Below are 22,589 nucleotides of genomic sequence, written 5' to 3' on the forward strand. Positions count from 1 at the left end.
GCAGACAGTGGGAGCCGCGCGATGACCGAACAGCAGCCGTACCGGGTGGTGTCCCGACACCCCGGCTTCGAGCTGCGTCGGTACCCCGCCCACCTGGTGGCCGAGATGCAGATCCAGGCGTCGTTCACCAGGGCGCCGATCGAGGCGTTCCGGCCGCTGGCCGCGTACATCGGCGGTGCCAATCGGGCCCGGCACCCGATCGGCTCCGCCGCGCCCGCGATGGCGGCGGCCAGCGGTTCGGAGAAGATCGCCATGACCGTGCCGGTGGTGCAGATCGAGGGTGAGTGGCCGGGCGCGTACCTGATCCAGTTCGTCATGCCGGCCAGCTTCACCGCCGCCACAGTGCCCGAGCCGGTGGATGCGCGGGTGCGGATCCGCGCGGTTCCGGCGCGGCTGGCGGCGGCGATGCGGTTCTCCGGGCGGTGGACGGAGCAGGCGTTCAGCCAGCGGGCCACGATGCTCGGCCGGTCGGTGACCGCGGCCGGGCTGCAACCGACCGGCGCCATCCGGTACGCGCGCTTCGACCCGCCGTGGAAGCCGTGGTTCCTGCGCCGCAACGAGGTGGTGCTGCCGGTCGTCGAGTGAGCTAGCGGAGCAGCCGACGGTCCTCGACCCTCGGCCGAGCCAGCAGCAGGGACATCGCAAGCCCGGAGAGCAGCCCGAACAGGGACAGCAGCACGTCGGAATCCGCGGCGTTGATCGGGCTGTTGCCGGCGAGCGCGGTGAACGTCGCGCCGATCGGCAGCAGGATCATGATGGGTACGGCAATTGCCACCAGGAACACCAGCGGGCCCACCAACGCGATGAGAGCGGCCAGGGCGTGGTGCCACCAGATCGGCCGACCGCCCGGCCAGTCCCAGGCCAGCAGGGTGACCCCGGTGAGCAGCACCGCCCCGAGAGCGGCCTCCGGCAGCAGTCGTGTGCCGGGCGCGGCGGCACGGACCAGCCCGACGCCGAGCAACGCCACCACGGTGAGACCGAGCGCCAGCCCGACGCGAGCCCGGGTCCGCGCCGGAGCCGCCGCCAGCGCGGCACCGACGGCCACTGCCACCAGCAGCGCCGCGGTGGCCAGGGCGCCCTGGTTCAGCTCCGGCTCCCGGTCGGTTGGTGACTCGATCCCGACAGCCACCAGCATCAGCACCCCGGCCAGGCAGGCCGTACCGGTCAGCCTCTTCCGATCGGCGGCCAGCGGCCTGCCACGCTCCCGCCACAGCAGAACCGTCGCGAGCACGCCGAGCACGCCGCAACCGGCGACGGCGAGCAGCACGGTCGCCTCGATGCCGGACGGGTCGGCCCGGTCGATCGCTATGTCGGCGGCGACCCAGCAGCCACCGAGCGCCACCGCCGGTTGACTCCAGCGCAACTGCCCCCGGCCGGCCAGCACCAACCCGAGCGGCACCGCCATGATCGCGATGAACCGCAGGTCGCGCGCCCAGTAGGCGTTGTTGCCCGGCAGGCTCTCCGACCACGGGCCGAGCGGCTCGGTCAGCGGCTGCCAGGTGGTCATGCCGTACGCCCAGAGCACGACGGCGGCGGCGGAGAGGAGCAGCCCGACCGGGCGCGCGGATCGCATCAGTGGACGGTAGCGGGCCCACGGCACGCGCGGGGGGCACGGTCATCCGACGAGGCCGACCGGTGACCGGGCGGGACGGTGGCGCAACAGCCGCCACGTCGGCAACACACTGGACAGCACCGCGAGCAGCAGGCACAGCCCCACCACCCCGGCGACCACCGACCACGGCATCACCAGGTCGACGGGGGCACCGACCTGCTCGGCGAGGCCCGCGCTGATGCTGAGCAGACCGACGAACGCGACAGCCCCGCCCAGCAGCGCGCCGATCAGGACCACCAGGGCGGACTCCGCGGTGACCAGCCAGATGACCTGCCGTCGGGTCGCCCCCGCCAGCCGGATCAGCCGCAGGTCCGCGGCGCGACCGGCGGCGGCCAGCAGCAGCGTGTTGGCCACCGCGATGGCCCCGTAGCCGGCGGACACCCCGATCAGCAGCAGCGTGAAGAGCCAGACGAGGCGGTCCTCGGCGGCGTCCGCCTCGGCCGCCCAGGCCGGGACGTCGAGGATCCGCGCGCCGACAGGGGGATCGATGCGGTCCCGCACGTACACGGTGGACGTCAGCGCGGACGGGTCGTGCGCCCGCACCACGGCCCGGGGCACGAGCAGGTCACCGGGGATCGAGGTGTCGTCGACCACCGCGACGACGCGCAACGACACAGTCGTCCCGTCGGCGAAGACCACCGGGTACGGCTCGGACGGCAGCCGGTTCGCCGAGGCGGCGACCACCACGGTGTCGCCGCCCCTCAGGTCGTTCAGCGAACCGGCGACGACGGTGAGCACCCGGTTCGCGGCGGCGAAGCCCTCCGGATCCACGCCGAGCGCTGTCATCGGCCGGTCCGGTGGCGACGTTCCGGGGTCGGTGCGGTAGACGATGGTCGGCAGGAGCGCGGTCCCGCCGGTCGCGGCGACGGCCCGGTCGGACAGGCCGGGTGCGCGGTCCGGCACGACGATCCAGCCGGCGTTCACGTTGTCCGCCCGTCCCGCCGCGTACGCGGCGGTGCTGGTGCGCACCATCCCGGACACCAGCACCGCGAATGCGACGGTGAGCAGCACCGGCGCGGCGACGGCGGCGGTCCGGCGGGTCGCGGTCAACGCCCCGCCCCGGACCAGCATGCCGATCGCGCCACCGGGCCGACGCAGCGGAGAACGCAGCAGCCACACCAGCGGACCGACCACCACCGGGGCGAGCACTGTGGTGCCGGCCACCAGCGCCATCACCGCGTAGAGCGCGTACTGCGCCCCCACCCGCGCCTCGTCGGAGGTCGCCGTGGCGAGACTGAGCGCGGCCCCCGCCGTGAGGAGCAGCACCCCGGTGGCGGCGCGCAGCCGCCCGATCGGTCGCTGTTCCACAGCAGCCTCGCGTAACGCCTCCAACGGACGGATTCGCGCCGCCCGGCGGGACGCCGACCAGACGGCCAGCAACGCGATCACCGGCCCGGCGGCGAGCGAGACCGCCACCGGCCAGAGTTCGTAGCGGACCCGGAAGGTCGACGGTTCGTAGCCGACGTCGACCAGCAGCCGACCCAGCAACGGGGCGAGCGCCGCGCCCACCAGCAGGCCGACGAGTCCCGCCGAGACGCCGACGGCGAGCGCCTCGGCGTACACCATGCGACGGACCTGGCGTCCGGTGGCGCCGACGGCGCGCAGCAGGCCCAGCTCACGGCGGCGCTGCGTGATGGTGAACGCAAAGGTGGAGGCGACCACGAACACCGTGACGAAGCCGGCGAGGGCCGCCGTGGCGGTGAGCACCTGCATGCCGATCCACCGGGTACGGGCGTCGCCGCGCGGTTCCAGCGCACCACGGGCGGCGCCGGTGAGCACCTGTCCGCCGTCGCCGACCACTCCGCGAGCCGCAGTGGCGACCCGCTCGGGATCGGCGTCCGGGGCGAGCACCAGGCCGATGGCCCGGACACCGGGCGCGAGCGCGGCGGCGACCTCGTCCGCGACATGGACACCCGGTCCGTCGACCAGACCGGTGACCGTGTACGACTCCGGGCCCACGGCTGTCAGCAGGGTGACCGGTGTGCCGGCGCGCAGTCCGAGCGCGCTGTCGACCACCACCTCGCCGGGCCGGAGGGGTGGCTCGCCAGCCGTGAGGCGCAGCCCACCCAGTTGGGCGCTGGACCAGCCGTGCCCCTGGTGGGCGTCCTCCCGCCGGGTGTCGGCGGCCGAAGGCCGGCCGTCGACGAGCGGTTGCGCGTAGAAGGTGCGGTCCGGCACCGCCGCCACCACGTCCGGCAGACCGGACAGCCTGCCCACCAGCTCCGCCGCCGCGCTGGCGGACCAGGGCCGGGTCGGCAGGAACTCCTCAGCTGACGCACCTGCCTCGGGGCTCTGCACCACGACCGAGGCCCGTGCCAGTCGGTCCGGCACCTGCGGACGGCCGGAGGCGAGCAGCACTGTGGCCGCCGCGACCAGCGTGACCCCGATGACGACGGCCACGAACGCGCTGGCCGACCGTCGGACGCTCAGCACGACGACTCCGCTACGGTCTCGCGCTCGGCGATCCGGGCGGCGACGGCGGCGGCGGTGATCCCGCCGGTCAGCTCATCGACGACGCGGCCGTCGGCGAGCAGGAGGACCCGATCGGCGTACGCGGCGGCGGCGGGATCGTGCGTCACCATCACCACCGTCTGCCCGTGGTCGTCGACGAGCGCCCGCAACAGCCGGAGCACCTGCCGGGAGGACGCGCTGTCCAACGCCCCGGTCGGCTCGTCGGCGAAGACCACCGCCGGACGGGTGAGCAACGCTCGGGCCACGGCGACGCGTTGCTGCTCCCCGCCGGACAGCTCACTCGGCCGGTGCCCGGCCCGGTCGGCGAGGCCGACGGCGTCGAGCGCGGCGGCCACGTCCCCGGCCGACGGACGGCGACGGGCCAGGCGCGACGGCAACTCGACGTTCTGCGCGGCGGTCAACGTGGACACGAGGTTGAACGCCTGGAAGACGAAGCCGATCCGGTCGCGCCGCAGCCGGGTCAGCTCGTCCTCACCGAGGTCGTTGAGGCTGGTGCCGTCGATGGTGACGATCCCCTCGGTCGGGCGGTCCAGCCCCGCCGCGCAGTGCAGCAGGGTGGACTTCCCCGAGCCGGAGGGGCCCATCACCGCAGTGAACGTGCCGCTCGCGAAGCCGGTGGTCACGCCGTCGAGCGCCGCCACCCGCCGGGTTCCGGTGCCGTACACCGCGCGCAGCCCCGTCAGGGTCACAGTGTCTGTGGTCATGACCGTTACGGTGCCGAATGGGACGGGTACGGCGCGTCGGGCCGGAGCGGGCACTTTCCGGCCCTCCTGCGGGTGGACTCCGGGGCCCGTAACCGCCAGCGCGTCGTCCTGCGGGATGACCACCCGCAGGCGGACGCGGCGAACCCGGCCCGGCCGTTACCGTTCCACGGGTGACCGCTCTCCTGCTGACCCGACGACTGCGGCCGGTGGACCTGTACACGGTGGACGCCCTGCTGGCTGTTGCCGTCGGTGGGCTGCTCTGCCCGTACGCGGCGTTGGAGTCGCCGCAGAACGGCGGCGTACACGAGCCGCTCTGGGTGTCGGTGCTGGTCGGGATGGCCCTCGGGCTGCCGTTGGCCGTCCGGCGACGGTGGCCGATGACGGTGGCCGTCGTGATCAGCTCGATCGCCACCGTCTCCCTGATCACCGCGGTGATACCCAACTTCGCCGCCGCCGCGCCGGCGTTCGCCATCAGCCTGTCCTTCTACACGGTGGCAGTGGCGACGCCGACGCGTCGGTCGATGCTCTGCGCCGCCGGTTGTCTGGCGCTGGTGAGCGTCGGCCTGGTGCTGACAGCGGGCGACCTCTGGTCGCGGACCGGCGCTGTCGTCTACGCCGCCGTCATTGTCGCGCCGGCCTGGATGCTCGGTTGGCAGATCCGGGAGCGACGCGCCCTCGCCAGCCGGCAGAGTGACCAGTTGGTCCGTCAGGCCGCCACCGAGGAGCGGTTGCGGGTGGCACGCGAGCTGCACGACGTGGTCGCGCACACGCTGAGCCTCATCGTGGTGAAGGCGGCGGTCGCCAACCACGTCGCCGAGGCCGACCCGCGCGAGGCGGGCGCCGCGCTGCGGGTCATCGAGGAGACCGGCCGCACCGCGCTGACCGACGTACGTCGGGTGCTCGGCGTGTTGCGTGAGGACAGCCCGTACGCGCCGACACCCGGACTGGACGAGTTGCCCCTCCTCGCCCGACAGGCGGCGATCGGCGGCGTCGACGTGCAGCTCGACGTGCGGCGGGACGAGCCGGTCGGCGCGGTGCCGGACTCGGTGGGCCTCGCTGTGTACCGGATCGTGCAGGAGGCGGTGACGAACGTGGTGAAGCACGCGGCGCCGGCCGCCTGCCGGGCCACTGTGACAGTTCTGCCCGACGAGGTGCGGGTGGAGGTGACCGACGACGGCCAACGGCCGGTCCTGCTCGGCGGGGAGGGGCACGGGTTGATCGGCATGCGGGAACGGGTGGCGTTGCACGGCGGGGAGTTCCGCGCCGGCCCGCGCTCCGACGGCGGCTTCGCGGTGACGGCCAGCCTCCCCTACCGGGTGGCCGCGTGATCCGCGTGCTGATCGCCGACGACCAGGCGTTGCTGCGCGGCAGTTTCCGGCTGCTGGTCGATCTCAGCCCGGACTGCACCACCGTCGGTGAGGCGGGCACCGGCGTGGAGGCTGTCGCGTTGACCGAGCAGCACCGGCCCGATGTGGTGCTGATGGACGTCCGGATGCCGGAGATGGACGGCATCGAGGCGACCCGGCGGATCTGCGCCGACCCGGCGACGGCCGGCACCCGGGTCATCATCCTGACCACGTTCGACCTCGACGAGTACGTCTACGGGGCGCTGCGCGCCGGGGCCAGCGGGTTCCTGCTCAAGGACACCCCACCGGCGGACCTGCTGACCGGAATTCGGGTGGTCGCGGCCGGGGAGGGGCTGCTCGCGCCGACGGTGACCCGCCGGCTGATCGACGAGTTCGCCAGGCAGCCGGAGCCGACCCGGCCGCTGCCCCGGCAGCTCGACGGGGTGACCGATCGGGAGCGGGAGGTGCTCGCGCTGATCGCCCGGGGCCTGTCCAACGCGGAGTTGGCCGCGCACCTGAACCTCAGCCAGGCCACAGTCAAGACGCACGTCGGGCGGCTGCTGACGAAGCTGGCGGTACGCGACAGGGCGCAACTGGTCATCGTGGCGTACGAGACGGGCCTGGTGGGGCCGGGCCGGTCGGGGTAGCTCCGACGGGTGGGCGCGGGAGCACCCGCCAGGGGTGCCCCCGCGCTCACCGCGATCAGCTGACGTACACCGACGCGCTGGTCGCGGATTGGAAGTCGGTCGGAGTGCCCGGGTAGACGACCCGCCAGAAGCCAGCGGTCTTCTTGTAGACCGATGTGGCGAAGTCGTAACTGCCGCCGGCGTAGATGGTGGCCGGGGTGCTCCAGGTGCCGTCGTCACCGGTGGCCGAGAACTGCACCTTCAGCGGCACCGTCCCGGGGGACATACCGCCGGTGAACTCCATCTCGCCGCTGAGCGTCACCGTCGTCGCGTTCTCCCGGGCCGCCGAGAAGTTCCGGAACGCGGCCGGCTGCAGCACGGCGACGTTCGTGCTGGCGATCGCGGGGCTGACGAACTCGTCGCCCATCGAGTAGCCGACCTGGAGGCGGCCGCTCTGGTACGGCGAGGCGGTCAGCGAGTATCGACCGTCCGCGTCCGTGGTGGCGGAGCCGAGGTAGGTCTGGCAGTAGTCGACGCTGGAGCAGAGGGAAACCCCTGGCTGGACATTGGGCACTGGCACCCAACCCTCCGGCGTCCGCCAGGTCAGCTGGCCGCTCACCGTGACCGTCTCATCCTTGAGGATCTTGGGTCGATCCGCCCCAATGGTGATCCGCATCGGCCGCTTGTTGATCGCGATGGTGGTCTCGGCCGAACGCGACGAGCCGTGGAAGAGGTGGTCGTTGTCGTAGGTGTACGTCGCGTACACCCGCTCGTCCTTGCGGCCGATCGTGACCGTGCCGGTGAAGGAACCGTCGGTCCTGGTGGTGACCGCGTCCCAACTGAAGTCGGCGTTCACCGTCATGGGGAACCTCCCCAGGGACCTGATCTCGCCACTGCCCGGCCAGCGACCCTTGAGCCATCCCCGCACCGTCACGTTGCGGTTTTCATAGGTCACAGTGGTGCGGTTCAGCGTGACGTTGTCAAAGAACGTGACCACCGAGTAGTCCAGGTCGCCGGCATCGGTCTGGGTGACGTGGTGACCGGCCTCGTCGGTGACCTCCACGTCGACCCGGTAGTAGCCGAGCTTGTCGAGGACGATCGGGTTGGATCGCCACACGCCGTCACGCTCGGTGCCGGACTGGAGGTAGAAGTCCTCCTGAACGGCGACCTCCGCCCCGGTGTTGTACTCGCGGATGTGCGCGCGGACGTCGGTGACGTCGCTGGGTGACGTGATGGACACCAGCAACGTGCCCCGATCGAGGTCGTAGTCGCTGTGGGCGGACGTGACGATCGGAACCTCGTCGGCGTGTGCGGCCGTGGGAAGCCCCACGATCGCCGTCGCCGCGGCGACGGCGATCGCCACGGCAAAACGGGAACGGATCAAAGCTGACCTCCAGGAAAGGCCGGCGATTCGCTGAGTCGCGGCCGGCATTGGAAGCCTACCGATCCCGTCCGACAGAGCCGCTCACACCGCTAGGCTGACGCCGTACCGATGTGGACAGAGGAGGACTTGATGACCCGGTACGTCGCCCTGCTGCGCGGGGTCAACGTCGGCACCACCAGGCTGGCGATGGCCGACCTGCGCCGGATCGTCACCGACCTCGGGCACGAGGACGTCACGACGTACCTGCAGAGCGGCAACGTGGCCTTCGGCAGCACTGTGCGCGACGCGGAGAAGCTGGCCGCCGGCATCGCGCGGGCGCTCACCGACGAGCTGGCGTTGACGGTGCCGGTGCTGGTGCGCAGCGGCCGGGAGTTGGCCGCGATCGCCGGCGGCAACCCGTACGCCGACCGGGAGGACGACCCGACCCGGCTGCTTGTGGCCTTCCTCGCCACCGCACCGCAGACGTCCGCCGTGGACGCACTGGCCGTGCCCGGTGCCGAGAACGTGTCGTTCACGGTGACCGGTCGGGAGGTGTTCCTGCACTACGTCGACGGCGGTTACGGACGGTCGAAGTTCACCAACGCGTACCTGGAGAAGAAGCTCGGCGTGGTGGCCACCTCCCGCAACTGGAAGTCGGTGCGGGCGCTGGCCGAGCTGACCGCCTCCTGAGCACTGTGGGGGTCGCCGCCCGACGACCCCCACCGGCGCTGCTCAGAAGTGGTACGCGGTCTCGTACTCGGGCACCAGCACCCGGCTGCGCGGCGAGATCCGGCGCACCGCAGCGATCATCTCGTTCAGGCGGGTGCGGTCGGTCGGGGCGACCGGCGGCGGGTTCCGCAGCTCCGTCTCGAAGTTGTCGTAGTGCACAGGCACCACTACCTTCGGGTAGTCGAGGCCGGCCAGCAGCCGGGGCAGGTAGTCCCCGGTGGTGGTGGCGTTCTGCATGGCCACCATCGCCACGTCGGGCGCGAGGCCGGTGAGGTTCCGCTCGGCGACGTCGCTGGCCCCGGTGAAGTAGACCGACGGGCCGCCGTCGACCCGCAGCAGGTAGCCCAGCGTGTCGCCCTCCGGCAGGTCGGCGATGGTGGCCGGCTGCGGCGGCGGGCTCACCCGCACCCCGGGAAAGGCCACCGAGTACGACGGGTTGCGGCTGTGCAGCGAGCCGACCACCTCGACGCTGTGGTCGCCGAAGTCCAGCACCTCCCCGCCCTTGACGGCGCTGAGCTGCGCCGACGGCACTCCGTAGGCCAACCCCAGGTGGTACGCGGTCAGCGTGCCGAACACCCGCGCACCGGTGCGCTTGGCGATGTACGGCACGTCCATGAAGTGGTCCCAGTGGGTGTGCGTGACCAGCACCGTCGTGGCCCGGTCGACCCGCGGGTCGATCACGTCGGTGCGCACCGTCAACGCGGTGTCGGTCCTGAACGGGCCGGTGAACAGCCCGGTGTCGATCCGGCTCAGGAACGGGTCGACGAGGACGGTGCGGTCGCCGATGTCGACGCGCCAGCCGGCCGTACCCCACCAGCGGAAGCTGACCGCGCCCTTGCGACGAGCGGTCGGCGTGGGCGCGGCGGTCGAGGGCGCGGCCTGGGCCGGGGTGGCAACACCGGCGGCGAGGCCACCGGCGGAGACCAGGGCGGTGGTGGCGGCGGCGTCGCGCAGGAAGCGTCGCCGGTCGAGACTGGGCATGCGGATCTACTCCCCGTGGTCGGGTGATGTGTCGACCACGAGCCAACCAGCGGCACCGGGCAGCGGTCCAAGATCAAGCGCCGTCGGATTCGATACGTCAGCGGATATCGGTACTGCTCAGAAGGGGCGCGGAGACGCTCGGAGTGTCACGAAATCAGTTGCCGCGCAGCGCCTCGACGGCTGTCCGGGCGGCCTCCCCCATCGCCAGGTCCACGTCGATGCGGCGTGGGGTCAACTGTTCGGCGCGGGCGAAGACGGCTATCGCGTACCGGCCGCCGTCGGGGTATTCGGCGACCCCGGCCTCCAGGTGGAACCCGGGCAGGGTGCCGGTCTTTCCGGAGACCCGGACGCCAGGCGGGAAACCGGCGGCCAGCCGGGTCCAGAAGATCTGCTGGGCCATCCAGGTGCGGACCATCGCGCAGGCCGCCGCCGGCCCGGCCTCGTCCCGCCAGATCAGCGTGAGCAGCCGGGTGATCTCCCGGGCGGTGCTGGACGTGGTGTGCGCGGGGTCGAAGACCCGCATCGCCCGGACCCGATCCGCCGGCAGCGTGGGGAAGATCCGGGCGAACTCCGCCTCGGTCCGGGCGCCCACGTCGGCGAGCATCATCTCGACCAGTTCCCGAGGGCCACCGAGGACCCGGGTACGGGCCAGCCCCAACTCGACGGCGAGCATCGGCAGCAGGTCCGGGCCAACCCGGCGCAGCAGCAGGTCGGCGGCCGTGTTGTCGGTGACCGACATGGCGAAGTACGCGAGGTCGCGCAGGGACACCTCGGCGTCGTCGGCGCAGCCGGCCAGACCCCACCCACCGAGCCGGTCGGCGGCGGTGACCACCACCCGCTCGGTCGGGTCCAGCTGACCGGCCTCGACCTGCCGGGCGAACTCCAACACCAGCAGGATCTTGAAGATCGAGGCGATCACCACCTGCTCGTCGGCCCGCACCCCGACCTCCCGAAGACCGCCGCCCGGTCCGCCGCCCTCGACGGCGCTCAGGTCGACGGCGTCCAGGTCCACGACGTGCAGGCTGGCCGTCACCCCGACGGCGGCGAAGATGGCTCCGATGCGTTTCTCCACGTCCACGGCAGCACGGTATCCAGCGCCGCCGTGGCGGCGCTGGCGTAGGGTCCCGGCCGTGGATCTGCTCCGGCACCTGCGGCACTTCGTGGTGGTCGCACACGAACTGCACTTCGGGCGGGCCGCCGAACTGCTCGGGATGGCCCAGCCGCCACTGAGCCAGTCGATTCAGCGGCTGGAACGGGAGCTGACCGTCGAGCTGTTCGACAGGTCCCGCCGCCAGGTGCGCCTCACCACCGCCGGTGAGCTGCTGCTCGGCGAGGCTGAGGAGTTGCTCGCCGGCGAGGGTCGACTCCGCAGCCTGATGGGGCAGATCCGCGCCGGTGAGCTGGGCGTACTCCGGGCCGGGGTGCCACCGGAGACACCCGCCGTGACGCTGCGCTCACTGCTGGACGGGCTCACCACCCGGGCGCCCGGCCTGGACGTGGAGTTGCACGAGCTGACCACCGCCGAGCAGGTGCGGATGCTCACCGAACGGACCCTGGACGTGGGGCTCGTGCATCACCCGGTGACGGCCGACGGGCTGCGCTTCGGCGCCCCTGTCGACGTACCCCTGGGGGTGCTGCTGCCGCGCACCTCGCCGCTGGCCCGCGACCGCGAGGTGACGCTGGCGTCGCTGGCCGGTCTGGATCTGGTGGCCGCTCCCCGCGCCACCGCCCCCGGCTGGCACGACCACCTGCTGGCGGTGTGCCGGCAGCACGGGTGGCGCCCGGCCCGGGTGCGTCCGGCCCGCAACCCGGAGTTTCTTTGCGGGCTGGTGCTGGCCGGCGGCGGGGTGGCCGTGGAACCGGCGGCGGTGGCCCGCCGGGAACCCCGAATGGCCTGGCGGCCGATCACCGACGCGCCGCTGGCCAGGCGCACCTCGGCGGCCTGGCCGGACCGGGCGGCGCACCCGGCGGCGGCGATGTTCGGCCAACTCGCCGCGGAGGTGCTGGCCGACGCCGAGCCGGTCACGCCCGCGCCGCCCGCGACGTCGGTACCGGCGGCACGGCCGTGGCCGGTGCTGTTCGACACGACCGGGTGAACCCGTCCGCCGTTGCGTTCGTCACCCCCGGTTGGGCGGTGGATCGTCCACCCACCCGGGTATGGATGACGGGTAACGAAGACGCGAAGGAGCCGCAGTGGCAAACACGATTCCCGACATCAGCCTGAACGACGGCACCACCATTCCGCAGCTCGGCTTCGGGGTGTTCCAGATCGAGCCGAAGGACACCGTCGCGGCGGTGACCACCGCCCTTGAGGTGGGCTACCGGCACATCGACACCGCCGAGATGTACGGCAACGAGGCCGAGGTCGGCGAGGCGGTCCGGATGTCCGGCCTGGACCGGGGCGCGGTCTACGTGACCAGCAAGCTGAGCAACGCCTTCCACCGCCCCGACGACGCCCGCAGGGCGTTCGACTCGACGCTCGCGGCGCTGAAGATGGACTACATAGACCTGTTCCTGATCCACTGGCCGCTGCCGACCCTGTACGACGGCGACTACGTCTCGACCTGGAAGGCGCTGGAGGAGTTCCAGCGCGACGGCCGGGCCCGCTCGATCGGCGTGTCGAACTTCCAGGTGTCACACCTGGAGCGGCTGGCCGCCGAGGCGAGCGTCGTGCCGGCGGTCAACCAGATCGAGGCGCACCCGTACTTCACCAACGACGAGGTCCGCGCCTACGGCCGTGAGCACAACATCCTGACCGAGGCGTGGTCGCCGATCGCCCAGGGCAAGGTGCTCGACGACCCCACGGTCGTCGACATCGCCGGGCAGCTCGACCGGACCCCGGCGCAGGTGGTGCTCCGCTGGCACGTGCAGCGTGGCGACATCATCTTCCCGAAGTCGACCACCCCGAAGCGGATCGAGGAGAACACCCGGATCTTCGACTTCGAGCTGGACGACGCGGCGATGGAGCGGATCACCGCGCTGGACAAGGGCGACGCCGGCCGGCAGGGCCCGAACCCGGACACCTTCGCCTACCTGCCCAACTGACCTCAGCCGCCGACACGTCGGCGGTGATGCCCCGGTGAGCGCTGTACCTCACTGTCGATGTCGACGCTGAGGTACAGCGCTCTTCGGCGAGGTCAGGAGCCGACGCGGCCGGCGATCCGGCGGAACACCGCCTGGGTCGGCGAGTCGGGCTCGGGGACGTAGACGATCAGCCGCTGCTCGGTCTCCGGCACCAGCAGCACCCGGCACTCGAACTCCAACGACCCCAGGCGGGGGTGCGGCACCTTCTTGATCATCGGACGCCGCTCCTCGACGTCGTGTTCGGCCCACAGCTGGGCGAACCGGGGCGAGGTGCCGAGCAGTTCGGTGACCAGCTCACGGATCGCCGGGTCGGCGGGGTAGCGACCGTAGGCGGCGCGCAGGTCCGCCACCGTGCTCTGCACGAAGCAGCGTGCGTCCGCGTCGGTCCAGTGGGCGTCGGTCACCGGCTGCCGGAACGTCCAACGGATCATGTTGCGGTCTGCGTCCGGCACGGCCGCGAGATCACCCACGAAGTACGTGGCCAGGTGGTTCCAGGCCAGCACGTGGTACGCGGCGTCGACGAGGTACGCCGGGCTCTCGGTCATGGCATCGAGCAGGTGCCGCAGTCCGGGCGTCACCTCCCGGCTCGGGCCGACGGTACGCGGCGGGTTCTCCCCGGCGATCCGGAACAGGTACTCGCGCTCGTCCCGGCTCAACATCAGCGCCCGGGCCATCGACGCGAGCACCTGCCGGGACGGATGCGGTCCGCGGCCCTGCTCCAACCGGATGTAGTAGTCGATCGACATCCCGGCGAGCTGGGCCACCTCCTGCCGGCGCAGCCCGGGGGTCCGTCGGCGTTCACCCTCGGGGAGCCCGACCTCGGCGGGCCGCAACCGGGCGCGGCGGGTGCGCAGGAACGCCGCCAGTTCGTCACGCTGCAGCCCGCTGCTCGTCATGTCCCCAGCATGCCCCGGGCCAGGCCGGCGAGGGTGGTACCACCGGTCCCAGCCTCAGCCCGGCTCTCCCCGGGCGCGGCCGGCCCGGCGAGGCTCGACGGCATGACGAACATGATCGCCCTGATCACCGGGGCCAACAAGGGAATCGGCTTCGCCACCGCCCGGCAGCTCGGCGCCCTCGGGATGACAGTGCTGGTGGGGGCACGCGACACCGAGCGGGGTCGGGCCGCGGAGCGGGAGCTGCGCGACGGCGGCGCGGACGCAGTGTTCCTGCCACTCGACGTCACCGACGCCGAGTCGGTGGCGGCCGCCGCGAAGCGGGTGGAGGCGGAGTACGGCCGGCTGGACGTGCTGGTCAACAATGCCGGCATCATCCTCGCCGACGGCGCTCGGGGGCTACCCAGCGAGACGGCCGTGGCGACGCTGCGCCAGCTGTACGAGACGAACGTCTTCGGGGTGGTGGCGGTGACCAACGCGCTGCTGCCGCTGCTGCGCCGGGCACCGGCCGCCCGGATCGTCAACGTGTCGAGCGAGGTTGGCTCGATCGCCGTGATGACCGACCCGAACGGTGCGCTGTTCGAGCTGACCTCCGTGCCGTACCCGTCGTCGAAGGCGGCACTGAACATGCTCACCGCCATGTACGCCAAGGAGCTGCGGAACACGCCGATCACTGTGAACGCGGCGAACCCGGGCTACTGCGCCACCGACCTCAACGGCAACAGCGGCTTCCGCACCGCCGAACAGGGCGCCGAGGTCAGCGTGCACCTGGCGACCCTGCCGGCCGACGGGCCGAGCGGGCTGCTCTGGGGCTTCCAGATGGACGCCGGCGGCGGGTACGGCGTGCTGCCCTGGTGACCGAGCGCTTGACCTGGAGCGCGCTCCAGCCGGCACTGTGACTCGTGCGCCCACCGGTAGGGCGCACGAGAGGAGATCCCCATGCGGTACCGCACGATCGGCACCGACCCGGCGACCCGGCGCGAGGTCAGTGTGCTCAGCCTCGGCGCGATGCTCTTCGGCAGCGCCACCGACGAGGCCACCTCCTACGCGATCCTCGACCGGTACGTCGAGGCCGGCGGCACGTTCATCGACACGTCGGACAACTACGCGTTCTGGGTGGACGGCGGGCAGGGCGGGCAGAGCGAGGAGCTGCTCGGCCGGTGGCGGCGCAGCCGCGGCGTCGGCGCCGAGATCGTCATCGCCACCAAGCTGGGCGCCCGACCGCTGGCACCGGGGACCAGCTACCTGGACAACGCCGAGGGCCTCTCCGCCACTGTGATCCGCGAGTCCGCGGAGCGCAGCCGGGAACGGCTCGGGGTGCAGCGGCTGGACCTGCTCTACGCGCACATCGAGGACCGGACCGTGCCGCTGCGGGAAACCGTGGAGGGCTTCGCCGAGCTGGTCGCCGAGGGCACCGTGGGTCTGCTGGGCGCCAGCAACCACCGGGCCTGGCGGGTGGAGCGGGCCCGCGCGTTGGCCGCCGCCGCCGGCCTGCCGGGGTACGAGGTGCTCCAGTACCACCGCAGTTACCTGCCGAACCGCACCGACATGGTCAGCGAACTGGACCCGGACGGCGAGCCGGGCGGCGTCAGCGGTGACCTGCTCAGCTACCTGCGTGCCGAGCCCGAGCTGACCCTGGTGGCGTACTCGCCACTGCTCAAGGGCGCGTTCACCCGGGCGGACAAGCCGCTCAGCTCGGCGTACGACCTGCCGAGCGCGCCCCGGCGACTGGCCGCGCTGCGAGAGGTGGCCGGGCAGATCGGCGCGACAGTCAACCAGGTGGTGCTCGCCTGGCTGCTGGGCGGTGAGCTGCCGTCCATCCCGCTGGTGGGCGCCTCGTCGGTGGCGCAACTGGAGGAGAGCCTGGCAGCGGTCGACCTGGAGCTGACCGCCGAGCAGCGGCACCGCCTCGACACCACCTGGTGACAGTCGCCGGCCGCCCCGCCGACCTCAGCTCACTGTCGGTGGGGCGGTCAGGTCGAGCTGCCAGTCGTTGGCCCGCATCATCTGCCCCGGCGGGTATTCGAAACCGGTCTCACCGAGCAGCGTGAAGCCGGCCTTGCGGCACACCGCGTTCGAGGCGGGATTGTCCACCGAGGGGTAGGCGTGGGCGTAGTGCCGGTCCCGTCGGGCGCGCGCCACGTCCACCACCGCGCGCACCGCCGCTGTCGCCAGCCCCTGCCCCCGGTACGCGGGCAGCACCGCCCAGCCCAGCTCGTACACCGGCTGGTCGCGCCACTCGCGGGCCCAGTAGCCGACGCTGCCCGCCCGTGCCCCGTCCGGCAGCACCAGCGTGAACATGCAGCCCTGCCCGGTGCCGGAGAAGTGCACGTACCGGTCGTGGCGGGCGAGCACCTGCTCGTCGGTCTCCGGGCCGCCGGTGTGCTTGCGGGTGTCCGGTGAGTTGAGCTGCCGCAGCAGGTCGAGGTCGTCCTCGTGCCACTGCTCGATGCGTACCTGCGCCATTCCGCTCCTTCATTTGTCGACCCCCAGTCAAACCGATCGCACCGACATTTCGCCCCGAACCGCGCCCGCTAGATCGGATCTAGCGGGCGCCTGTCGTCACCTCGCGCCTTCAGTGTGGAAGGGGGGTGGGCCATGGCCCAGTTGCGGATCGCGGTGATCGTCGGCAGCACCCGGGAGGGGCGGGTCGGCGACCGGGTCGCCCACTGGTTCGTCGAGCAGGCAGCGCGGCACGACGACCTGGCGGTGACTGTCGTTGACCTGACCGGGTACGACTTCCCGGCCACCTACCCCGCCGAGCCGACCGCGTCCATCCGGGCGTTCGTCAGCGAGGTGGGCCGGGCGGACGCGTTCGTCGTGGTCACCCCCGAGTACAACCACAGCTTCCCGGCACCCTTGAAACAAGCCATCGACTACGCGTACGACGAGTGGCAGGCCAAAGCGGTCGGCTTCGTGTCGTACGGCTGTGGGTCCACCGGACTGCACGCTGTCGACCAGCTACGTACCGTCTTCACCGCATTGCACGCGATGACGGTGCGCGATGTCGTCGGGATCGACCTGCTCGCCGGCGAGCCGACCACCCAGTGCGCCGACGAGCTGCAACGCGACGTCGGCGTCCTGCTCGACCAGCTGCGCTGGTGGGGTCTGGCCCTGCGCGACGGCCGGGCGGCTCGACCCTACGTCTCCTGAACACGTCCACCACGAAAGGTAAGGATCATGAGTAGACGCACCACCGGCCTGGCCATCGAAGCCGAGGGGCTCACCCGCTCATTCGGGGACACCCGGGCGCTGGCCGGCATCGACCTCCAGGTGCCCGCCGGCACCGTCTACGGTCTGCTCGGCCCCAACGGCGCTGGCAAGACCACAGCGGTCCGGGTACTCGCCACGTTGCTGCGACCCGACGGCGGCTCGGCCCGGGTCTTCGGGCACGACGTGGTCACCGAGGCCGACAAGGTCCGTTCCCGGGTCAGCCTCACCGGCCAGTACGCCTCCGTCGACGAGGACCTGACCGGTACGGAGAACCTGGTGCTCCTCGCCCGCCTGCTCGGCCTGCCCAAGCCGGCAGCTCGGGAGCGCGCGGCGGCCCTGCTCGCCGCGTTCGGGCTGACCGAGGCGAGTGACCGCCAGGTGAAGAAGTACTCGGGCGGGATGCGGCGACGCATCGACATCGCCGCCAGCATCCTGAACACCCCGGATCTGCTCTTCCTCGACGAGCCGACGACGGGCCTCGACCCACGTAGCCGCAACCAGGTGTGGGAGATCGTCCGGGCGGTGGTGTCGCACGGCACGACGGTGCTGCTGACCACCCAGTACCTCGACGAGGCCGACCAGCTCGCCGGGCGGATCGCCGTCGTCGACCACGGGCGGGTGATAGCGGAGGGCACCCCTGGTGAGTTGAAGTCGTCGGTCGGGTCCGGCACCGTCCACCTGCGACTGCGCGACCCCGCTCAGCGCCCCGAGGCGGAGCGGGTGCTCCGGGAGGCGCTCGACGTGCCGGTGCAGCTCGCCGCCGATCCGGTGGCGTTGACAGCCCGAGTCGGCGAGGCTGGCACCGACCTCGACGCCAGCGCCCAGGCCGCTCGCGTACTCAGCGACCTGGCCCGCGCCGGCATCGTGGTCGACAACTTCTCCCTCGGCCAGCCGAGCCTGGACGAGGTCTTCCTGGCCCTGACCGACCACCCCGCCGTGCCGGCCGGCGAGCGCGACGACGAGCTGGAGGCAGCCCGATGAGCGACACCACGACCACCACTACCGAACGGGCACCGGCCGTGTACGTTCCGTCCGCCGAGGCGCTGGCTACCGTGCTCGCGCCCGGTGCCCGACCGCCCCGGCCGAGCGCGCTGGGCGCGTCGCTCACCTTCGGCTGGCGGGCCATGCTGAAGATCAAGCACGTGCCGGAGCAGCTCTTCGACGTGACCGCGTTCCCGATCATCATGGTGCTGATGTTCACGTACCTGTTCGGTGGCGCCCTGGCCGGAAGCCCGCGTGAGTACCTGCAGTTCTTCCTGCCCGGCATCATGGTGACCAGCGTCGTCATGATCACCATGTACACCGGCGTCGGCCTCAACACCGACATCGAGAAGGGCATCTTCGACCGGTTCCGAACGCTGCCCGTCTGGCGTCCGGCCGCCCTGGTCGGCATGATCTTCGGCGACGTGCTGCGCTACATCCTCGCCGCCGTGGTGATCCTGGGTCTCGGGCTGGTGCTCGGGTTCCGCCCCGAAGGCGGTGTGGTCGGGGTTGTCGTCGGGATCGGACTGCTGGTGGTCTTCTCGTTCGCGTTCTCCTGGGTGTGGACGTTCTTCGGGCTGATCCTGCGCAGCGAGAAGTCGGTGATGGGCGTCAGCATGATGGTGCTGTTCCCGCTGACGTTCCTGAGCAACGTCTTCGTCGAGCCGAGCACCATGCCCGGCTGGCTCCAGGCGTTCGTGAAGGTCAACCCGGTGACGCAACTGGTGGCCGCGATCCGCGGAGCGATGAGCGGCGAGTCGGACCCGTCGGCCACGATGTGGCTGCTGCTGTGGAGCGCCGGCTTCGTCCTGGTCTTCGGCACCCTGACCATGTACAAGTACAACCGCCGCTAACCCCACCCCCACCCCGCACCCCGCGCCCCGCCCCCGCTCGACCCCCGCGATCTTGCACTTCCTGTCCCGACAAGGGTGGCAAATCCCCCTGAATCGACGACCGAAAGTGCAAGATCGCGGGGCTGAGGGCTGAGGGCTGAGGGCTGGGGGCGGGGGCGGGGCGGGGGTTAGAGCTGCCAGGGCAGCGGAGCCGGGGGTAGGTAGCGGCAGGTGGTGCCGGTGGAGACGGCTTCGCGTAGGTGGCTCGCGAGTGCCGGGTGTCGGTCGTCGAGCTTGCGGAGCGTGTCGCGGATCCGCGCGGTCACCGTCTTGCGGGCCCGTTCGGCCTCGTCGCCCAGACGACGGCTCCGGCCGGCGAGGCCCGCCGCGGCACGCAGCTCGTCGAGCAACGCGCCCCGCTCGACGTCCAGTTTGGACACCTTCTGGTCGTCGTCGCGGGCGGCTGCCCGGTCGATCTCCTCGTCGAGGCGGGCCAGGTGCCGCCGGTAGCGGGCCTTCGCCTCGTCGTCGAGGACCGGGTCGGCGCCCATCCGGCGGGCGGCCACCAGCTCCGGACCCGCCGCCGGGTCGAGCAACTCCACGGCGGACACGTCGCTGCCTGGGCGGCTGAGCAGCAGGTGCAGGTCGTGCAGGCCCTTGGCGTCGGGCAGGTGCACCACGACACCGTCGTACGCGAGCTGCCAGACCGGCCCGTCGCGTCGAAACTCGTACCCCTCGATCGCAGCCGCGACCGGCACGGCCTGGCCGGGCGCGACAACCCGACCCGACCCGACGATCTGGCCCGACCCGACGACCTGGCCCGACCCGACGACCTGGCCCGACCCGACGTCCTTGCCCGACCCAGCGGCCTGGCCCGGCGCGACAACCTGACCCGACCCAGCAGTCTGGCCTGCCCCGACGGCCTGGCCTGCCCCGACGGCCTGAGCCGACCCGACGGCCTGAGCCGGGAGGTCGGCGTCGGCGGCTGTCGGGGCGGCGAGACGGTGGAGCACCTGCGTCATGCCGAGGGCGGTCGCCTCCTGGATGGCGGCGGCGCGCAGCGCTGTCGACGTCGCGGTGTCGCCCGGGTGACCTCGGCCGGCGAGGGCGTTCGCGAGGCCGGTGCGGGCGAGCAGCGACCAGGGTCGCGAGCCCAGCCGGTCGGCGGAGTCCCGAGCGGCGGTGAAGCCGGCGATGGCGTCGTCCCAGCGTTGCTGGGCGGCGTCGATCAGCGCCAGCCAGTGGTCGACGGGGCCACTGATATCGCAGCCGAAGAGCCCTACCGTCCACTCTCCACGGTGCGGGGCCAGCGCGGCTCGCGCGGCGTCGCAGCGCTTCGGGTCGGCGGACGCGGCGGCGGCCTGCGCGCGTAGCCGTAGCCAGAGCGGTGACACCGGGCGCGGGTACCGGATGCCGTCGGCCTCGATGCCGGCGGTCAGCCGGATCGCCGTCTCGCCGTCGCCCCGCTCGGCCGCGGTGATCGCCCGCAGCAGCTCCCGGTAGGGGTAGTCGATCGGGGCCAGCCCGTCCACCAGCGCTGCGGCCTCGGCGACCCGGCCTTGGAGCAGCAGTCGGGACCAGCGCAGGTGGTGGCCCATGAAGCCGAACTCGGCGTGGCTCGGGTCGGCGTGGTCGCCGAGCACGGTGAACCGCTCGTCGGCCGCGGTGAAGTCGCCGCGGAACGCCGCGATGATCCCGCTGTCGACGGCCGCGGCCATCCGGTGCCGGGCGAAGTCGCCCTGCCGTTCGGCGTCGACGAAGGTGGTCAGCTCCTCGGCGAAGCGAGGGTCGCCCAGCTCCAGCAGCGCCACCCAGCGCAGCGAGGTCGCCCACAGCTCGGTCTCCCGGTCGCCCGTCCGACGGGCCACGTCCCGGATCTCGGCGGTGAGTGCGGCTCGGGTCGCGGCGGTGCCGAGCCCCCAGGTCGTGTCGTGGCGGGCCCAGAGGCTGAAGGTGAGCGCCTCGTCGTCCTGCCCTCGACGGGCGATCGTCTCGCTGGCGGTGATCAGGTCGGCGACCAGGGCGCCGACCGTCGCGGTGGCGTCCGGTTCGCCGATCAACCGGCGGTACGCCTCGCGCACCAGATCGGCCGCCTCGACCGACTGGGCGGTATCGACCTGGCGGGAGCGGTTCACCGTGAGCGCGACCCGGGCCAGCAGCACCGGGTCGTCGAGCGAACGGGCCAGCCTGGCGGCCTCGGCCAGCAGTCGCGCGACCTCTTCCCGGCGGGCGTGGTGATAGTGCGACTCGGCGAACTCGACGAGGATCCGCACACGTTGTGCCGGGTCTTCGACGACCTCGAGGGCTCGGCGGAAGTGCACCGCCGCTTCGTCGCCGGCCAGCCGGGCGAACGCGTCCCGCCCGGCGGCGACCAGCAGCGTGGCCACCCGGGCCCGGTCGAGCGCGGGGCCGGCCAGGTAGGCGTGGCGGGCGAGGTCGGCCGGGATCAGCCGGTCGGTGAGCTCCCGCAGGTCGTCGACCGCCCGGACGACAGCGCCGTGGCGGGCCCGCCTGTCGTCGTCGGTCAGCCCGTCGTAGAGGGTTTCGCGGACCAGGTCGTGGGCGAAGGCGAAGCGGCCACCACCCCGGGCGACCACCAGTCGGGCGGTCACCGCCCGGTCGAGCAGCCGGTCGACCTGCGCCGCCGGTGCGGCCGCACAGGCCGCGAGGACCTGACGGTGGAACTCGCGACCCAGGACGGCGGCGACGGTCAGCGCCTCCACAACGGCGGCGGGCAGTTGGGCCAGGCGGCGGCGCACCGCCTCCCGTACGCCGGGTGCGATAGTGCCGACCGCGTCGTCGGCGTGCCACAGCCGCGCGGTCTGCTCGACGAAGAACGGGTTGCCGCCGGTGCGCCGGTGCACCTCGTCGACCAGGCTGGCCTCGGGCTCCCGGCCGGCGGTCCGGGTCATCAGTGCGGCTACCTCGTCGCGGGTGAAACCGGTGAGGGTGATCGTGGTGGCCTTCGCGACCAGCGGCATCAGCAGTGGGCGCAGCGGATGCTCGCCCGACTCGACCTCGGCGTCGCGGTAGGTGCCGATCAGCAGGAGCCGCTCGAACCAGGTGTGCTGGGCGGCGAAGCTCAGCAACCGCAGTGAGGCCGGGTCGGCCCAGTGCAGATCGTCGAGGACGACCACTACCGGCCGGTGCTGGGAGACGGCGACCAGGGCGGCGGTCACCGCGTCGTACAGCGCGAACGCCTCCTGGTCGGCGGCGTCCGGGCCGGGGTCGACGCCGGCCCAACTGACGAGGCGACCGGCCTGCTCGCCGCCGACGCCGGACTGGCCGAGCAGGGCCGCGAGGGCCGGCTCGGCGGACTGCCGCGCCACCTCCCAGTCGTCGGCGGATCGCCGCAGGGAACGCAGCACCTGCACCCACGGCCAGTAGCCGGGGGCGCTGTCGGAATCCCAGCAGGCGGCGCCGAGCACCAGCGCGCCCCGCTGCCGGGCCTCCCGGGCCGCCGACGTGACGAGGGTGGTCTTGCCGATGCCCGGCTCGCCGGTGACCAGGGCGAGACCGCCGTGGCTGGTGGTGGCGCGATCCAACTCGGCACGCAGCAGACCCGCGGGGTGATCCCGCCCGATGATGGCGTCGCCGAGCGCGTCCATGGTTTCCAGACGGTACTGGACCTGTCCGACAGCGCGAGCGAGTTAGCCGGCCGGACGCCTCGCGGGGTCTCACCGGTCCAGGCGGGTTCGGAGCCTTTGGAGCTGATGTCACAAACGAGTCGGCCCCATCGTTACCTATACTTC

General features: G+C 72.3%; 20 protein-coding genes. 11 read left to right on the top strand and 9 right to left on the bottom strand.

Features of this window, described 5'->3' with window-relative positions; all coding sequences use genetic code 11:
• Nucleotides 1-21: 21 nt before the first annotated feature.
• The gene (locus tag MED01_RS00300) at nt 22-585 is read left to right on the top strand and encodes an SOUL family heme-binding protein (protein ID WP_238666508.1); all 564 of its coding nucleotides are present in this window, start codon (nt 22-24) and stop codon (nt 583-585) included.
• A gap of 1 nt (nt 586) precedes the next feature.
• On the opposite strand, the gene MED01_RS00305 is transcribed toward MED01_RS00300, so the two are convergent.
• Genes MED01_RS00305 through MED01_RS00315 form a run of 3 tightly spaced genes read right to left on the bottom strand, consistent with a single transcriptional unit; the run spans nt 587 to nt 4,788 of the window.
• Nucleotides 587-1,573, bottom strand: coding sequence for a hypothetical protein (locus MED01_RS00305; RefSeq protein WP_238666509.1), 987 nt, complete (start codon nt 1,571-1,573; stop codon nt 587-589).
• A 42-nt stretch (nt 1,574-1,615) separates the two neighbouring features.
• The gene (locus MED01_RS00310) at nt 1,616-4,045 is read right to left on the bottom strand and encodes an ABC transporter permease (protein WP_238666510.1); all 2,430 of its coding nucleotides are present in this window, start codon (nt 4,043-4,045) and stop codon (nt 1,616-1,618) included.
• The gene (locus tag MED01_RS00315) at nt 4,039-4,788 is read right to left on the bottom strand and encodes an ABC transporter ATP-binding protein (protein ID WP_238666511.1); all 750 of its coding nucleotides are present in this window, start codon (nt 4,786-4,788) and stop codon (nt 4,039-4,041) included. The genes MED01_RS00310 and MED01_RS00315 overlap by 7 nt, the downstream gene beginning before the upstream one ends.
• 170 nt (nt 4,789-4,958) lie before the next feature.
• Between MED01_RS00315 and MED01_RS00320 the strand changes: the two genes are divergently transcribed.
• Together MED01_RS00320 and MED01_RS00325 are read left to right on the top strand one after the other, a co-directional pair.
• Nucleotides 4,959-6,116, top strand: coding sequence for a sensor histidine kinase (locus tag MED01_RS00320; protein WP_238666512.1), 1,158 nt, complete (start codon nt 4,959-4,961; stop codon nt 6,114-6,116).
• A complete protein-coding gene (locus MED01_RS00325) occupies nt 6,113-6,781 on the top strand; it encodes a response regulator (protein WP_238666513.1) in 669 nt (222 codons plus the stop codon). Before MED01_RS00320 ends, MED01_RS00325 begins: the two co-directional genes overlap by 4 nt.
• 55 nt (nt 6,782-6,836) lie before the next feature.
• Here MED01_RS00325 and MED01_RS00330 read toward each other — a convergent pair whose 3' ends face one another.
• The gene (locus MED01_RS00330) at nt 6,837-8,123 is read right to left on the bottom strand and encodes a hypothetical protein (RefSeq protein WP_238666514.1); all 1,287 of its coding nucleotides are present in this window, start codon (nt 8,121-8,123) and stop codon (nt 6,837-6,839) included.
• 150 nt (nt 8,124-8,273) lie between these two features.
• Between MED01_RS00330 and MED01_RS00335 the strand changes: the two genes are divergently transcribed.
• Entirely contained in the window at nt 8,274-8,813 is a 540-nt protein-coding gene (locus MED01_RS00335) for a DUF1697 domain-containing protein (protein WP_238666515.1), read from the top strand.
• 42 nt (nt 8,814-8,855) lie between these two features.
• Here the strand turns inward: MED01_RS00335 and MED01_RS00340 are convergent, their stop codons facing one another.
• A complete protein-coding gene (locus MED01_RS00340; protein WP_238666516.1) occupies nt 8,856-9,833 on the bottom strand; it encodes an MBL fold metallo-hydrolase in 978 nt (325 codons plus the stop codon).
• A gap of 154 nt (nt 9,834-9,987) precedes the next feature.
• The gene (locus tag MED01_RS00345; protein ID WP_238666517.1) at nt 9,988-10,911 is read right to left on the bottom strand and encodes a serine hydrolase; all 924 of its coding nucleotides are present in this window, start codon (nt 10,909-10,911) and stop codon (nt 9,988-9,990) included.
• Between the two features lie 52 nt (nt 10,912-10,963).
• Here MED01_RS00345 and MED01_RS00350 point away from each other — a divergent pair, with 52 nt between their 5' ends.
• Both MED01_RS00350 and MED01_RS00355 read left to right on the top strand, forming a co-directional pair.
• Complete coding sequence (locus tag MED01_RS00350) at nt 10,964-11,929, top strand: LysR family transcriptional regulator (protein WP_238666518.1); 966 nt, start codon at nt 10,964-10,966, stop codon at nt 11,927-11,929.
• A 97-nt stretch (nt 11,930-12,026) separates the two neighbouring features.
• Nucleotides 12,027-12,878, top strand: coding sequence for an aldo/keto reductase (locus MED01_RS00355; RefSeq protein ID WP_238666519.1), 852 nt, complete (start codon nt 12,027-12,029; stop codon nt 12,876-12,878).
• 92 nt (nt 12,879-12,970) lie between these two features.
• Here the strand turns inward: MED01_RS00355 and MED01_RS00360 are convergent, their stop codons facing one another.
• Nucleotides 12,971-13,813 (bottom strand): helix-turn-helix transcriptional regulator, encoded by an 843-nt coding sequence (locus MED01_RS00360; protein ID WP_238666520.1) that lies wholly within the window; start codon nt 13,811-13,813, stop codon nt 12,971-12,973.
• A 102-nt stretch (nt 13,814-13,915) separates the two neighbouring features.
• Here MED01_RS00360 and MED01_RS00365 point away from each other — a divergent pair, with 102 nt between their 5' ends.
• On the top strand, nt 13,916-14,668 hold the full coding sequence (locus MED01_RS00365) for an SDR family oxidoreductase (protein ID WP_238666521.1): 753 nt from the start codon (nt 13,916-13,918) through the stop codon (nt 14,666-14,668).
• Nucleotides 14,669-14,749: 81 nt separating this feature from the next.
• Nucleotides 14,750-15,736: an aldo/keto reductase gene (locus MED01_RS00370; protein WP_238666522.1), complete on the top strand. Its 987-nt coding sequence runs from the start codon at nt 14,750-14,752 to the stop codon at nt 15,734-15,736.
• Between the two features lie 24 nt (nt 15,737-15,760).
• Here the strand turns inward: MED01_RS00370 and MED01_RS00375 are convergent, their stop codons facing one another.
• A complete protein-coding gene (locus tag MED01_RS00375) occupies nt 15,761-16,276 on the bottom strand; it encodes a GNAT family N-acetyltransferase (protein ID WP_238666523.1) in 516 nt (171 codons plus the stop codon).
• 132 nt (nt 16,277-16,408) lie between these two features.
• Here MED01_RS00375 and MED01_RS00380 point away from each other — a divergent pair, with 132 nt between their 5' ends.
• From MED01_RS00380 to MED01_RS00390, 3 genes are read left to right on the top strand one after another with little or no spacing between them, the layout of a single operon-like run.
• On the top strand, nt 16,409-16,963 hold the full coding sequence (locus tag MED01_RS00380; protein WP_238666524.1) for an NADPH-dependent FMN reductase: 555 nt from the start codon (nt 16,409-16,411) through the stop codon (nt 16,961-16,963).
• Between the two features lie 27 nt (nt 16,964-16,990).
• Entirely contained in the window at nt 16,991-18,004 is a 1,014-nt protein-coding gene (locus MED01_RS00385; RefSeq protein ID WP_238666525.1) for an ATP-binding cassette domain-containing protein, read from the top strand.
• Entirely contained in the window at nt 18,001-18,858 is an 858-nt protein-coding gene (locus tag MED01_RS00390) for an ABC transporter permease (RefSeq protein WP_238666526.1), read from the top strand. Before MED01_RS00385 ends, MED01_RS00390 begins: the two co-directional genes overlap by 4 nt.
• Before the next feature lie 167 nt (nt 18,859-19,025).
• Here MED01_RS00390 and MED01_RS00395 read toward each other — a convergent pair whose 3' ends face one another.
• A complete protein-coding gene (locus MED01_RS00395) occupies nt 19,026-22,445 on the bottom strand; it encodes an ATP-binding protein (protein WP_238666527.1) in 3,420 nt (1,139 codons plus the stop codon).
• Between the last annotated feature and the right edge of the window lie 144 nt (nt 22,446-22,589).

Source organism: Micromonospora alfalfae, assembly GCF_022230925.1.
Classification (GTDB): domain Bacteria; phylum Actinomycetota; class Actinomycetes; order Mycobacteriales; family Micromonosporaceae; genus Micromonospora; species Micromonospora alfalfae.